The 14,825-nt window shown below is 57.5% G+C and carries 14 protein-coding genes; 2 read left to right on the top strand and 12 right to left on the bottom strand.

The window, feature by feature from the left end:
• Window positions 1-68: 68 nt before the first annotated feature.
• The 12 genes from B723_RS22045 to B723_RS21990 all read right to left on the bottom strand — a co-directional run bounded on the left by B723_RS22045 (window position 69) and on the right by B723_RS21990 (window position 12,653).
• Complete coding sequence (locus B723_RS22045) at window positions 69-926, bottom strand: isocitrate lyase/PEP mutase family protein (protein WP_017338971.1); 858 nt, start codon at window positions 924-926, stop codon at window positions 69-71.
• A 20-nt stretch (window positions 927-946) separates the two neighbouring features.
• Complete coding sequence (locus B723_RS22040) at window positions 947-1,459, bottom strand: 3-isopropylmalate dehydratase (RefSeq protein ID WP_017338970.1); 513 nt, start codon at window positions 1,457-1,459, stop codon at window positions 947-949.
• A gap of 9 nt (window positions 1,460-1,468) precedes the next feature.
• A complete protein-coding gene (locus B723_RS22035) occupies window positions 1,469-2,725 on the bottom strand; it encodes a 3-isopropylmalate dehydratase large subunit (protein ID WP_017338969.1) in 1,257 nt (418 codons plus the stop codon).
• 206 nt (window positions 2,726-2,931) lie between these two features.
• The gene (locus tag B723_RS22030; protein WP_238588292.1) at window positions 2,932-4,272 is read right to left on the bottom strand and encodes an MFS transporter; all 1,341 of its coding nucleotides are present in this window, start codon (window positions 4,270-4,272) and stop codon (window positions 2,932-2,934) included.
• Between the two features lie 174 nt (window positions 4,273-4,446).
• Complete coding sequence (locus tag B723_RS22025; RefSeq protein ID WP_017338967.1) at window positions 4,447-5,208, bottom strand: SDR family NAD(P)-dependent oxidoreductase; 762 nt, start codon at window positions 5,206-5,208, stop codon at window positions 4,447-4,449.
• Window positions 5,209-5,231: 23 nt separating this feature from the next.
• Window positions 5,232-5,945: a nitroreductase gene (locus B723_RS22020; protein ID WP_017338966.1), complete on the bottom strand. Its 714-nt coding sequence runs from the start codon at window positions 5,943-5,945 to the stop codon at window positions 5,232-5,234.
• A 7-nt stretch (window positions 5,946-5,952) separates the two neighbouring features.
• Entirely contained in the window at window positions 5,953-6,690 is a 738-nt protein-coding gene (locus B723_RS22015; protein ID WP_050558282.1) for a FadR/GntR family transcriptional regulator, read from the bottom strand.
• 14 nt (window positions 6,691-6,704) lie between these two features.
• Window positions 6,705-8,321, bottom strand: a complete 1,617-nt coding sequence (locus B723_RS22010) for an acyl-CoA synthetase (RefSeq protein WP_017338964.1) — start codon at window positions 8,319-8,321, stop codon at window positions 6,705-6,707.
• 52 nt (window positions 8,322-8,373) lie between these two features.
• Window positions 8,374-9,561 (bottom strand): CaiB/BaiF CoA transferase family protein, encoded by a 1,188-nt coding sequence (locus B723_RS22005; RefSeq protein ID WP_031318945.1) that lies wholly within the window; start codon window positions 9,559-9,561, stop codon window positions 8,374-8,376.
• Between the two features lie 14 nt (window positions 9,562-9,575).
• Window positions 9,576-10,364 (bottom strand): SDR family NAD(P)-dependent oxidoreductase, encoded by a 789-nt coding sequence (locus B723_RS22000; protein WP_017338962.1) that lies wholly within the window; start codon window positions 10,362-10,364, stop codon window positions 9,576-9,578.
• Window positions 10,361-11,536, bottom strand: a complete 1,176-nt coding sequence (locus B723_RS21995) for an acyl-CoA dehydrogenase family protein (RefSeq protein WP_017338961.1) — start codon at window positions 11,534-11,536, stop codon at window positions 10,361-10,363. Before B723_RS21995 ends, B723_RS22000 begins: the two co-directional genes overlap by 4 nt.
• Before the next feature lie 10 nt (window positions 11,537-11,546).
• Complete coding sequence (locus tag B723_RS21990) at window positions 11,547-12,653, bottom strand: phosphotransferase family protein (RefSeq protein WP_017338960.1); 1,107 nt, start codon at window positions 12,651-12,653, stop codon at window positions 11,547-11,549.
• A 147-nt stretch (window positions 12,654-12,800) separates the two neighbouring features.
• Between B723_RS21990 and B723_RS21985 the strand changes: the two genes are divergently transcribed.
• On the top strand, window positions 12,801-13,970 hold the full coding sequence (locus B723_RS21985; protein WP_017338959.1) for an acetyl-CoA acetyltransferase: 1,170 nt from the start codon (window positions 12,801-12,803) through the stop codon (window positions 13,968-13,970).
• Between the two features lie 36 nt (window positions 13,971-14,006).
• Entirely contained in the window at window positions 14,007-14,801 is a 795-nt protein-coding gene (locus B723_RS21980) for an enoyl-CoA hydratase-related protein (RefSeq protein ID WP_017338958.1), read from the top strand.
• Window positions 14,802-14,825 lie beyond the last annotated feature (24 nt).

Genomic DNA, 14,825 nt, shown 5'->3' with positions numbered 1-14,825 from the left:
GATGGCCGATCAGTGTGTTCCGGCAGGCCGGATAGACTGGACACGTTCGAAATACATTGAGTTCGGCTTTAATCGTGACGGGCGTAGCGCAGCGCTCGCTCGGTAAACTCGCTGTAGCCCAGACGATGCTCAAACGCTTCAAAGTCTTCGATCAATGCGTCCGAGCGATTTGCGTCGGGGCTACTTGTAAATTGATCGAGTGCCACTTGCAGAGCCTTGCTCGCCGCCAGCAGGCAGAATGCGTAATCGATCACGACATCGGCAGCGCCATCCCACTCATCCCGATTGCGTATGCTGGGCAGGTTGATCACGATGTAGTTGCCCGGCACCTGCTTTTTGATTTCTCGCAACGTGGCCGGGTCTGCACCGTTCGCAAAAAAGTGCGTGATGCCGATTTGCGCAAACGCTTTCAAGCGTGTAACGCACTCATCGACATTGTGAGTCGCCCAGATGGCATCGGTTCGAGCGATGATGATGAATTCCGGGTTGCGTCGCGCATCCATGGCGGCCTGCAAACGTTGCAGCATCAGCTCTAACGGAATCAGCTTCTGTTCCAGATTGGTGTGTTTGCCACCGGCATGATCCTCGATATGAATAGCCGACACGCCCGCGTCTTCGAAGGCCTGCACAGTGCGCCAGATATTGGCGGGGTCGAAGAAACCACCCTCGGCATCAGCAATCACTGGCACGCTGACTGCGCCGCTGACCGACTTGGCATGCCGGGCCAGCTCATCCAGCGTCAGCACGCCGACGTCCGCCAGGCCAAATCCGGCGGCCGCCGTTGCATAGCTACCGACATAGACCGCCGGATAACCGGCCGCTTGTACCAGCATGGCGCTCAATGCATCGTAGGCCCCTGGAATCACTAGCGCCTTGGGGCCGCTGAAGGCTTCGGTCAGTGGGTAAAAGCTGTTCTTTGCGCGCATTTCGGTTCTCCTGAGGAAGTCTATCGGCATTGCCGTTGTTGTTTGATGTAGGGAATGAGCCCTCCGGCCTCGAGCACATGCAGGTCGGATTGGCTGAAGGGCCGGAACGTCAGTTCGGTGCCTTGACTGTGGTTGATCACCCGAAGGCGCTGCCAATCCACTTCAATCTCGTCCCAGCGCTTCACCAGTCGGGTGATGCCCGGGCATTCGATTTGCGGAAAGCCTTCGGCCATTTCTCCCCACCAGTAACCTGGCGAAAAGGACTCGGCGATCACCGCAGTGATACCCAATTGGCGCATGGCGATCATCGGTGGGTAGTGTGGATGCCCATAGCCGAAGTTGGCAGCACCGACCAACACGTCACCGGGTCGCATGTCCCGCGCAAAGTGTTCGTCGTAAGCACTCATGGCCAACTTGGCCAACGCTTCGGCATCGCTTGTGCGGATATTCTTGACACCCACAATTTGATCGATATCGAAATTTTCCTCTTCGAATACGTAAGCCACACGGCCGCGTAGATTGAGCAGGCTCATGACGAATCCTCAAAGATAATGGCGAGGGTCAGCGACCTTGCCTTCGATTGCGGCAGCAGCCACAGCGGCGGCGCTGCACAGGTAGATTTCAGCGTCGGTACTGCCCATCCGACCACGTACGTTCAAGGTTCCGGTGGAAACGGCACGCTGCCCCGCATTCATGGTGCCTATCCGGCCATAGCAGTAGTCGCAACTGGGCGACGAGACAAAAGCGCCGGCCTCCACCAGCGTGGTCAACAAGCCTTCCCGGGCCGCTTCGGCCATGATGTGTTGACTGGTCGGAACGACATACAACGTGAAGCCAGGCGCCAATGTGCGGCCGCGAAGAATACGCGCCGCGATGCGCAGGTCTTCCAGGCGTCCGGAGGCGCAGGAACCGAGATAGCCGACTTGCACTTCCATACCGATGTACTCGGCAAGATCGCGGGTACCGGCGGAGCTGGGTGGAATGACAATAACCGGCTCGATAGCGCTCAAGTCGATGGTGTGGATCGCCTGATACCGGGCATCCGGATCGCTGTATACCGGCTCGAGAACTTTTCGAGCCAGAGGCAGGGCATAGTCGAGGCGCGCGGCATCAGGCGCGACAATCGCGGAAATTGCACCGGTGAACATCGCCAGGCCGGTAATGGTCTGCAAGCCTTCGACGGACAGGTTGGCGAGCCCGCGACCGCCCAACTCCATCACGCAGAACTGGCAGGCGCTCGGGCCCAGGGTTTTGACCAGATGATTCAGCACATCGCGGGCCATGACACCGTCTTGCAAATGGCCGATGAAATCGATCCGCACAGTCTCCGGCACTCGCAAGGAAACCGTATCCTGAACATAGGCTTGTAGCATGTTGCGGTGAATGCCCAGGGCTAATGTACCGAACGTTCCCAACTGCGAAATGTGTGGATCAAAATGCACAGCCAATGCGCCAGGCACCGCATAACCGACTTCAGCCGCCACCTGATGACCAATGCCGCGACGCTCGAATACTTCCACACCGTTACGCGTTGTCCAGTCCCGGGTTTCCTTGTGGAAGTTTTCTTCTTCCGGATTAATGGCCGGCACCATGTGATCGATAAATACGCCAAAGCGTTCTGGCTCTTTTACCTGGATAACCTGAAACTCGCTTTCCATTTCCTTGAAGTAGCGATCGGTATAACCGGGAAAGTCATATGCCAATACGAAATCCGGTTTGACTTGAACTTCATCGCCGGCGTTGACTGCTGCCAACCCAGCGGTACGGGCCAGAATCTTTTCAGTCATGGTGTAGCCCATAGGAATACTCCTGCGTGAGCGCAAATAATGGGTTGTCTATAAGTTGATTATTTGATTTTGATGCCGAACGGGCAAACGCATAATTCTGATTGCAGCCAGTCACTGTTCTAATTGATTGACGGAAAAAGCGCAGGACGAGACTGACTGAAATAAGACAGTCTCGTCCTGCGATGCGGTTACCTAATGGCTGAAATCAGAAAAGCATCTCAGACAACTACAGGTTTGTTTTGCGGTTCCAGGCGCACGAATCCCACCACCAGCAACGAGCCGATTACCAGCAACGCCGCGATGAGAAACAACCCGTTGTCCAGACTGCCTGTATTGGTCTTGATCAGGCCCAGCATGTAAGGGCTGGCCACGCCGCCCAACAAACCGATCGTGTTGACAAAGGCAATACCGCCCGGAGCAGCTTTGCCGGACAGATAGCACATGGGCATTGCCAAGGTAATCGGCATGGCAGAGAAGACCGCCGTGCTGGCCAGGGTCAAAGCTGCCATGGTCAGGAAGAAATTGTCGTGTACAAACGGAAGCAGACCGAGGCCTAGCGCCCCAAGCAAGGCACAGGTCGCTGCATGCCATCGACGCTCCATGACTTTGTCGGAGTGACGCGATATCAACACCATGCCAATGGCTGCGAAGCCGTAGGGAATGATCGACCACAGGCCGATCTGAGTGGAGGTTTTGATCCCGGCGTCCTGCATGAGCATGGGCATCCAGAAAGCCACGGCATAAATACCGCAAATCACGGTAAACCAGGCGAGAGCAATGTAATAAATGACCGGATCGCGCAACGCGTCGATAAAACCATGGTGGGCTGTTGACTGCCCGGTAACCAGTTCGGCCTTGATGCGATTTTTTTCTTCAGGTGTAAGCCAGCTTGCCGCGCCAGGGCGATCCGGCAACATCACCAATGCCATCAAGCCCAGAAAAACCGAAGGAATACCTTCGAGCATGAACAGCCATTGCCATCCATGCAATCCGGCGTATTCATCCAGCGCGTCGAGCATCCAGCCGGAGATTGGCGCGCCGATCAAACCTGCGACTGCGGCACCACTGAGAAAAATAGCAGCCATCTGTGCCCTGCGTGCCGGTGGATACCACAGCGTCAGATACAACAGCACTCCGGGTGCAAAGCCGGCTTCGAAGATGCCCAATAAAAGCCGTAACAGATAAAACGACGTCGGACTGGTCACCAGCATCATGCAACTGGATACCAGCCCCCAGCAGATCATGATGCGGGCGATGGTCAAGCGGGCGCCTATTTTGTTCATCAGCAAATTACTGGGGATTTCACACATGAAATAACCGATAAAAAATACGCCGGCACCCAACCCGTAAACAGCATCGGTAAAGTTCAGATCAGCTTTCATTTGCACAGCGGCGAATCCGATATTGACCCGATCGAGATACGCAAACACATAGGCGATGAATAAATAGGGAAGCAAGCGCCAGGTTATTTTTTTGTAAGTGGCATCAAGCGGGTCGGATTTTCCGACGGTAGAGTTAGAGTGCATTATGTTGTCTCCGAAAATTATTATTGGAAGCACGAGAGAGCATCAACGCTGTTATTTATTGCGGTGTTTTTTTACGCGCGCGCGAAAACGTTACTGGCGATCATCTTTATGCCGCGGTATTTACTGTTGCCGTTTTTTAATTGATCAAGTTGTTGTGCGATCGCAAATGAAAGTGCACATCGGGTACCGATATGGAGCGTGGGGAATTTATTGCGCTTGCATGCGCAGTGCGGCGTCCAGCCGGATGACCGAGCCGTTGAGCATCGGATTTTCTATGATCGCGCCGACCATCGCGGAAAACTCGGACGGTTTTCCGAAGCGATGAGGAAACGGTATATCAGCGATCAGTCGCTCCTTGATGTCGGCGTCGATTGCCTCAAGCATCGCAGTGCCGAACAAGCCTGGCGCAATCGCCGTCACGCGAATGCCAAAACGTGCCAACTCCCTGGCTGCGGGCAATGTCATGGAGACGATTGCTCCCTTGGAGGCGGCATAGGCACTTTGGCCGATCTGGCCTTCATAGGCGGCTATCGAGGCGGTATTGATGATCACGCCTCGTTCACCATCATCGTTGGGCGTATTGTCTTTCATGGCGTCTGCCGCCAGACGCAGCCAGTTGAAGGTGCCCAACAGATTAATACGAATGACCCGTTCGAAATCACTGAGCGATGCCGGGCCCCGTTTGCCAATGATTCGCGCGGAAGGGGCAATGCCCGCACAATTGACCAGTACGTGAGGTCGTCCGACACGTTCCACAATCGTCTGCATGGCGATCCGAGACGCCTCGTCATCCGCCACGTCGCAGATGACTGCCAAGCCGTCAACTTTGCTGGCGACCTCGTGCACGGCCTGTTCGTTAAGGTCCACGATCACCACGCGGGCGCCACGCGCCGCAAGATCCTGGGCCGTTGCCTGGCCAAGACCTGAGCCGCCACCGGCGACCACCACAACCTTATTGTCGATATCCATCCTGTAGCTCCGGGTTTTGTTGTTCAGTTCAAAGTGACGACGAACTGCGCGAATGCCGATAACGGCGCGCGTTCGGCAATGAAACTGTTTGACGGCGCACTCGGGTCGGCAAAACCAAGCGCCATGCCGCACACTAGCCTCTGGTTGTCATCCAGGCCCAGGCGCCGAGCGATCAGCGTTTCGTATTTGACGAAGGCCTGCTGGGCACAGGTGTCGAGACCATGGGCTTTTGCCGCCAGCATCAGGGTCTGCAGGAACATCCCGTAATCGAGCCAGCGGCCGTTATCGAGATCCCGATCGATGGTAAAGAACAGCCCAACCGGGGCATCGAAAAAAACGAAGTTGCGTGATGTTTGCACACGCATTTTTTGCATTTCATCGCGATTGATATTCACGGCCTGGTACAAGTCCTGAGCGACTTTTCGACGCCGGGAGCGGTACGGTTCGCGCACGTGATGCACTTGCGGGTTTTCGGCGTGCTCCGACTCTGCATTCAGCGCCAGGGCTTGCAGTTCCTGGCCGAGATCGTAGAGCGGGGCGCCTGTCAGTACCCAAACCTGCCAGGGTTGAACATTCGATCCACTTGGTGCGCGGGCTGCCAGTTCCAGAACGTGCTCGACTGTCTCGCGTGGTACCGGCGTGCGCAAAAAAGCGCGTACCGAACGGCGTGACGTGATGGCTTGCCGAGTACTGAGCTGCGGATCGTGAATGTTCATGGAAAAGGCCTTTGTGTTCATGCTGACCTCATCGTTCGGGCATATGCACCGGACTGTTCATGTTCAGGTTCGCCAACTCATAGCCACGTTCGAAGTCCTGAATGTGTTTTTCCATCCAGCCCCGGGCATTGACCGTGTCGTGATCGCGAATGGCCTGGTAAATATGTTCGTGAGCGGTCAATAAGCGCTGACCCGCATTGAGCTGCGACATCACCGTGTAAAAGGGCGGATAAAAAAGCGTGCTCAATGGCGCCCTGGCCATTTGGATCGCCCGGTTGCGTGTTGCCTTGGCCACTAATTCGTGGAACTCGATATCCAGTTCCACCAGGCTTGCACAGTCCTCCAGTGCCTGGCGCGTCGCGGCGAGATTGACCTCGATTGCGGCAAAATCCTCGTCGTTGCCACGTACCGCTGCGGCAGCTGCGGCTGCCGGCTCCAGGGCGTACATCGCTTCCCACAACTCCTCGAACGTCACCTGGTTGAGCACCATGGTGGCGGTGAGGCGCTGGGAGATCTCACCGGAATGCGGGATCGAGGTGATCAACTTGCGTCGCCCCGGTTCGCGTTTGACAAAACCGTTCTGCTCCAGGACCCGGATGGCCTCCCGGATGGTCGAGCGGTTTACGCCCAGTTGTTCCGCTAGCCTGGCTTCAGCCGGCAGGATGTCCCCGGGATTGATTTCCCCGGAGAGGATCTGCTGTTCAATGGTTCGGGCCACCACGCGGAAGCTGGATTCCGTAGAGGTGGTATCAATTGGCAGTGCCATGAATGGGCTGTTCTTCAAGGGTGAGTCTCTTTTTTTTCAAGTGCCCTGAGTGCGCTGCGCTGAATCTTGCCTGTCTGGGTCTTGGGCAGCGCGTCGACGAACTCAATGGCGCGTGGGTATTTATAGGGCGCAGTCATGTGTTTGACATGGTCCTGCAAGTCACTGACAAGTTGATCTTTCGGCGCCATACCGGGGCGCAGCACCACGAACGCCTTGACGATTTCACCGCGTTCCTCGTGGGGCGCGCCAATCACGGCACATTCCAGAACGCCAGGGTGACTGAGCAGGGCATTTTCCACTTCGGTTGGACCGATTCGGTAACCCGCCGAGTTGATGACGTCATCACGTCGGCCACTGTAGAAGAAGTAACCGTCCGCGTCTCGCGCTCCGATATCTCCCGTAATGAACCAACGCCCATCGTCGCCGTCGACGTACGACTCTTGGGTGCGCGCTTCGTCCTTTAAGTAACCGAGCATCAGCAATGGATTAGGAACGCGAATCGCGATATCGCCTTCACTGCCCCAGGGCAGTCGGCGGCCTTGGGCATCGATGATGTCGACGTCGCTACCCGGCATCGGCAGCCCCATCGATCCTTCGCGCGTCGCAACACAGGCAAAGTTTGCCAGGGTCATCAGGGTTTCGGTCTGTCCGTAGGCTTCCATGACCGGGACCCCGGTTTTCTTACGCCATTTCTCTGCCACGCAAGCGTTTAACCGCTCGCCGGCCGATACCGTGTGACGCAGCTGCGACAGGTCGTAGCGGGAGAGATCCTCGTCGACCACGCGAAACAGTTCGGTGCCAGGGGCGCAATAGACGCTGACCTGGTATTTGGCCAACAACGCAAGACGCTGTGCTGGATCGAACGGGCCGTCATAAAAAAAGGTACAGGCACCGGCGCTCCATGGGCCAAACAGGATGGACGTGCCAGCCTTGCTCCAACCTACGTCGGCGGTGCACCAAATCACATCGTTGCGATCCAGATCGAGCCAGTGCCGTGCGGCTTCGCGCCAGGCAAACAGGCTTCGGGTCGGGTGCAGCACACCTTTGGGTTCGCCGGTAGAACCGCTGGTGTAATACAGCACCGCCGGTTCATCGAGGGACAACACCGCGGGCTCGAAGACGCCGTCGGCGTTGATCATCGCGTTCTCGTACGACTCAAAACCCGGTGCGATGCCCAGCGATAACTTGACCGCCACGTCGTTCATCACATCGGCGAACTTTTCGACGTGCTCAGCCCTGGCCACCACCGCGCGCACGTCGGCGTGACGGACGCGGTAATTAATATCCTTGCGGGTGAGCATTTCCACGGAAGGAATCGGAATCGCCCCTATCTTGAGGCAGCCGACCATCGCGATCTGCCAATCCGGAATACGCGGCAGCATGATAAGCACTCGATCGCCGCGTCGTATGCCGCGTTGAGTCAACACTGAGGCGAATCGGTCGGTGAGTTGTGATATGTCGGAATACGAGAGGCGGATTTCTTCCCCGGCGGCATTCGCCCAAATCAATGCGGGACCATCGGCTTCGCGAGCGTAACGATCGACCACATCGGTGCCGAAGTTAAACGTCGGCGGAAGTTCCCATTTGAAATCCCGATAGCTCTGATCGTAGTGACTCATATTGCGGGCCATGATTTTTCTCCTCAGGAGTCATTATTGTTTTTCGTCAAAATCACTGGCGGGTTCAGATCACCCGCGATTGTCGAAGCGCATCGATTTGACCGGCGCTGTAGCCGAGGGCGCCGAGTACTGTTTCATTGTGCTCGCCCAGCAATGGAGGCGGGCTTCTGAGGGTACAAGGCGTCAGGGAGTACTTCACCGGGAAGCCCAGTTGTGGAATCACACCTTCCACCGGATGCTCAATGTGTTGAAGCATTTGTCGGTGTCTGGCGTGTGGTGCATCCAGTGCTTCGGCGATGTCCAGTACCGGCCCGACCGGCAGGTCGACGTCATTGAAGGTTTCCACCCAGGCATCGCGGGACTGCCTGGCAAACAGGCTGGCCAGCAATTGCTTTTGCTGCACGCAGCGCTCGCCGGTTGGCCATTGCTCGTTCTCAAGCTCTTCGAGTTGCAGATGCTGGCAAAACCGCAGCCAGAAATGTGCCTCGATCAAGCCCAGCGCGAAGTACTTGCCATCGGCGCAGCGGTAGACGTTGTAGCAGGGCGCCTGGCCAATAAACGGGCGCTCGCCGCCTCGGGGTTCGATGCCGGCGAACAATGAGTCGGCGGCATGCAGGGCCAGCCAGGAAATCGCGCCGTCATGCATCGACACGTCCACCAATTGGCCTTTACCGGTCCGGTGACGGGCATGCAGTGCAGACAGAATGCCGGTGGTCGCCATCAGCGAACCGCCACCGACGTCGGCAATCGACAGGCCCGGCACCATCGGTCCCTCGCCAGCCTTGCCGAACAACTGCAACGCCCCGGCCTGCGCCATATAGTTGAGATCGTGGCCAGCCTTGAGGTGGTCAGGACCGTCCTGGCCGTAGCCGGAAATGGCGCAATAGATAAGCCGTGGATTGATCTCGCTCAACGTCTCGTAAGCCAGACCCAAACGTCGCATCACGCCTGGGCGGAAGCCTTCGATCAACACGTCCGCATCCCGCGCCAGATCCAGCAGGATCTGCTTTCCCTGTTCGCTTTTCAGATTGAGCGTGATGCTTTGTTTGTTACGGTTAAGCAGGAGAAAGGAGCCAGACTCGACCTTGTTCAGCGGGGTAAACGCGCGGTTGTAATCGCCGCTCAGTGGCTGCTCAATCTTGATCACTTCAGCCCCCAGATCGGCCAGGATCTGCGTGCAGAATGCACCGGGCAGCAGGCGGGTCAGGTCGAGAATCTTCAGGCCTTCGAGCGCCATCACAGGAGTGCTCATGGTCTATGCCTCCCTCAGCACGCGGTCCAGCCGCCATCAACGGCCAATGAATGACCGGTGACATACGAGGCTGCCGATGAGGCCAGAAACAGACTGGCGCCGACGATTTCCTGGAGCTCGCCGAAGCGCCCCAACGGCGTGCGATCCATGACTCTGCGACCCAGGACCGGATGCGTGCGCAGGCCTTCGGTCAAGTCGGTGGCGAAGTAGCCGGGTGCAACGGCGTTAACCCGAATGCCTCTTGCTGCCCACTCCAGTGCCAACTGGCGCGTCAGCATCTCGACCCCGCCTTTGGCCGCGCAGTAGGCGGTGGTCTTGGCCAGGCCCACGCGACCGGCCACGGAGGTGATGTTGATGATGGAGCCCTGGCCCGCGTTGAGCATCAATTGGCCGGCATATTTACAGGTGAGGAACACTCCCGTCAGGTTGACGTCGATGATTTGCCGCCACTCCTGCAGCGTGGTGTTTTCCGCAGATTTATACCAGGGATTGATACCGGCGTTGTTCACCAATACGTCAATCCGGCCATAGGTGTCATGCACTGATTTACACAGGGCGGACACGCTGTCTTCATCGGCGATATCGGCCTGGAACGCGGCGGCTTTGCCACCCGCTTCATTGATCTCGCGCACGGCGATGTTCAGTTGTTCAAGGCTGCGCCCTACCAGCACCACTGTGGCACCTTGCTTGGCGAAGCCATCGGCAATGGTTCGCCCCAGGCCTCGGCCACCGCCGGTAATGATCACGACTTTATCGGCGAGGTCGGCAAACACGGCGAACGCGGGTGAGTTTTCACCGTTCATTGGGCCTTCCTCCCCAGGCGACGGGCGATGCTCCAGCGGTGGACTTCGGACGGGCCGTCGTAGATACGGAAAGCCCGCACGTCACGGAAAATCCGCTCGACCTCGGTGTCGGCTGTGACGCCCATGCCACCCAGCACCTGCACGCAACGATCGACGACTCGCCAGATCGCTTCTGACGCATGAACTTTGACCATGCTGCTTTCGGCGCTTGCGCGCTCACCCTGGTCGAGCAGCCAGGCGGTATGCCAGATACTCAGACGGGTGGTGTGCAAATCGATTTCGTTGTCGGCAAGCATGAAGCCGATGCCTTCGTGAGCGATGATGGGCAGGCCAAAGGCTTCACGTTTTTGTGCGTAGACCACGGCAATGTCATGAGCCCTTTGCGCGGCTCCCAGCCAGCGCATGCAGTGGGTCAAACGGGCCGGGACCAATCGCACCTGGGCATAGCGAAAACCTTCGCCGACTTCCCCAAGTACATCGGTTCTGGATACGCGCAAGTTATCCAGCACGACTTCGGCATGACCGCCGGTGAAGGACGAATCAAGGGTGTCCAGGGCGCGCTCGATGCGAAATCCCGGGTTAGGCAGATCAACCAGAAACATCGTGGCGCCCACGTCCACGTCATCGACAATCGTGCGGGCCATGATGATGGTGAACGCTGCGCCGTCTGCACCGGTGATCAACCATTTACGGCCATTGATGATGAAGTCGTCGCCATCGTTGATGGCTGTAGTCATCAGCAATGTCGGGTCGGAGCCGGCGCCTGGCGACGGTTCTGTCATGCAAAAGCAGGAGCGCGTCTTGCCTTGCGCCAAGGGCACGAGCCAGCGTTGTTTTTGCTCGGCAGAGGCCACGGTCTGCATCAAATGCATGTTGCCCTCATCCGGCGCTGCACAATTGAGCGCTACAGGCCCGAGCATCGAATAACCCGCAGCTTCGAAAACCACGGCGCGGCCCACATGGGAAAGCCCCAGACCACCCAGATCGCGGTCTACGTGTGGACTTAACAGGCCGGCATCACGAGCCTGGGTGATCAGTTCGCTGCGCAACTCGTCGCTTGGCCCGTGGGCGCTGCGTCGAGGGTCTTTCTCATAGGGAATCACCACCTCCTGAATGAAGGTACAGGTCTTGTCTCGCAATTGAGCGAGCGAATCAGGCAACGTGAAGTCCACGGCGAAATCCTCAGAAAATCTTATTGTTGGAAATATCGAGGGTGAATTCGAAAAGCTCTTCTGCCAGTTGACCGAAGTCGGCGTAACGGGGGTCGCTGGTTTCGCCGACCAAATACCGGCGGTGAAGTTGTTGAAACACAACCGCCAGTTTGAACATGGTGAGCACGCGATAAGACTTGAGGTCGTCAAGACTTTGTCCAGTCAATGCGCTGTAGGTGGTGGCAATGTCTTGCCGGGTGGAAAAGCCCGGTTGCATCGTTGGCATCTGCGCCAAGCGGTGCATGCAGGAAGGGTCGTCGGGCTCGCCCCAGTAACTGAGCAGCGTGGCGAGATCGAACAGGCCGTCACCTTGTGTGCCCATGTCCCAATCGACAATGGCCCTAGGTTGCAATGTCTGCGGGTCGATCAGAATGTTGTCGAGTTTGAAGTCGTTATGCAGCAGCACGGGTTTGCCTGCGATCGGGTCCTTGATGTCGGTTAACCATTGCGCCAGCGCTTGCGCTGGACGGCTCAAGTCACCATTGACCACCCACTGCGCGCGCTTGATCCAGCCCTGCGCAGTGCGTCTGAAAAAGCCTTCCGGCCGCCCGAGGTTTTCCAGCCCGACACTGGCCAGGTCGACGGTATGCAACTGAGCGAGCGTATCGACCAGCATGTTTGATAATTGGTGCCCGGTGGTTTCGCTGGCAGGCAAGGGGTGAACACTGTCGCCTCGCAAAGACAAGCCGGCCCGGTAGTCGATCAAGAGAAACGGCGCGCCAGCGACGCCCGCGTCGGCACAGAAATGATGGCTGCGTGGCGCCAGCGCAAATACGCGCCAGAGTCGGGAAAGAATCCGGTGCTCACGTTGCATGTCATTGGCGCCCGGTGGTAGCGGTCCTGCGGGAGGACGACGCAGCACCATCCAGGTGTGATTGATGCGCACCAGAAAATTCAGGTTGGCCAGTCCGCCCGACAGTTGCCTCGGTGCGTGGCCAGGGTCCATCCGCAAGTTTTGGCTGGCGAGATAGCGCTCAATAGTGACCCAGTCAAGCTCGTGGCTTGCCTCTTTGGGCCTGAGGGCAACACCTTCGGGTAAGCGCTGACGGGCAGCGGGAGTGAATCCGATCTCGACCATAGCTACGTTCATCCGACGTTGAGATTGAATCGATTATTGTCGGACCGAAAATACATCGTCAAGCATTAAAATGAGCTATTGCGGGAATTGAGCGTAACGATTAAGAATATTGTCGGACTGAAAATAGGCTTTGTCGGGGAGGCAGCTATGTTCGGCAATATTATTGGTTGGGCGCATACACCATTCGGCAAGCTTGCGGGCGAGTCGCTGGAATCGTTGATTACTCGGGTGACTCTGGACGCGTTGGCACATGCGCATTTGGAGGCTCGGGATATCGACGAGATTGTCATCGGGCATTTCAACCAGGGTATGGATCCCCAAGGCTCGCCGGCCTCACTGGTCTTGCAGGCCGACAGCGGTTTGCGTTTTACGCCGTCGACAAGGGTGGAAAACGCCTGCGCCACCGGGTCTGCAGCGGTGCGCCAGGCGTCGAGCCTGATCGCGTCGGGCCAGGCGAAAATTGTTTTGGTGGTGGGCGTGGAGAAGATGACGGCTGCCACGGAGGAAGCGGTGCGCCAGGCATTGGTATCCGCCAGTTATGTCGCCGAGGAGGGCGGGGCGCAGGCGTCTTTTGTCGGGTTGTTCGCCGATATTACCCAACAGTACTTCTCCCGTTACGGGGATCAATCTCATGCGCTGGCTTGCATTGCGGCGAAAAACCATCACAACGGGAGCATCAATCCATTGGCTCACTTGCGGAAAAGCCTGGACGTGAGTTTTTGCGGTCAGGAATCCGCAAGCAATCCTTACGTGGTCAAACCTTTACGTCGTACCGATTGTTCGCTGGTGTCGGACGGCGCGGCAGCCCTGGTGTTGGCTTGCGATGACGTCGCGATGCGCAGGGAGCAGCGTATTTCGATACGAGCCCAGGTGCAGGTCAACGATTACCTGCCGATCAGCCGACGCGACATCACGCGTTTCGAAGGTGCTTCCAAGGCGTGGCACAAGGCGTTGAGCATGGCGAGCCTGACGCTCGATGACCTGAACTTCGTCGAGACCCACGATTGTTTCACTATCGCCGAATTGATTGAGTACGAAGCCATGGGCCTGACGCTGCCTGGCCAAGGCGCCAAGGCAATTCTTGAGGGGTTGACGCAGCCTGACGGGCGTTTGCCGGTCAATCTGTCGGGGGGATTGAAAGCCAAAGGTCATCCCATCGGGGCGACCGGTGTCTCAATGCACGTGCTGACCGCCATGCAATTGGCAGGCGAGTCACCTGGCCTGCAACTGACCAACACACCAAGCCTGGGAGGCCTGTTCAACATGGGCGGTGCGGCGGTCGCCAACTACGTCAGCATTCTGGAGCGCACGCGTTAGGCAACGCTGACGAAATAACTGCATCAGGAGAACGATATGCAAGACGAGGTCTGTTTAAGCCACCTGCTTTATGTGCGCGCCAGCCGTAATGCCCGGGTCGGATGGATCACGCTGGACCGTCCCGAAGCGTTGAATGCCTTGAACGCGCAGATGATCGCGGAAATTTCCCAGGCATTGGATTGTTTTGAAAAAGATCCTCAGATCGGCTGCGTGGTGTTGACCGGCAGCGCCAAAGCTTTTGCCGCCGGTGCTGACATTCTGGAAACCCGCGACCAGACATTTCCGCAAACCAGCCTTGATAACTTTCTTGGCGAGTGGGACCGGATCGCACGGTGTCGCAAACCGATGATCGCCGCAGTCGCGGGGTACGCACTGGGGGGCGGGTGTGAAGTGGCCATGATGTGCGATTTGATCATTGCGGCGGACAACGCCAGTTTCGCTTTGCCGGAAATTTCCCTTGGCTTGATTCCTGGCGCCGGCGGAACACAGCGACTCTCGCGCTGGGTCGGTAAAGCCAAAGCGATGGACTTGTGCCTGACGGGGCGCCGAATCGGGGCCGAGGAGGCCGAACGAATCGGGCTGGTTTCACGAGTGGTGGCTTCAGGGCAATTACTGATTGAAGTCGGCACGATCGCGCAGAACATTGCCGCGCGCTCTTTGCCCAGTCTGTTGCTGATGAAGGAATGTGTAAACCAGGCGTACGAAACCGGGTTGGGCGAAGGGCTCGGCTATGAGCGACGCGCGTTTCACTCCTTGTTCGCGACACAGGATCAGAAGGAAGGAGCCAGCGCGTTCATTGAGAAACGAGCGCCGATCTTCCAGCATCGCTGATACATAACAAGACATTCGTTTATG

Origin of the sequence: Pseudomonas fluorescens NCIMB 11764, assembly GCF_000293885.2 — a bacterium.
GTDB classification, from domain to species: Bacteria; Pseudomonadota; Gammaproteobacteria; order Pseudomonadales; family Pseudomonadaceae; genus Aquipseudomonas; species Aquipseudomonas fluorescens_B.
This window is presented reverse-complemented; position numbering and strand designations above follow the sequence as displayed.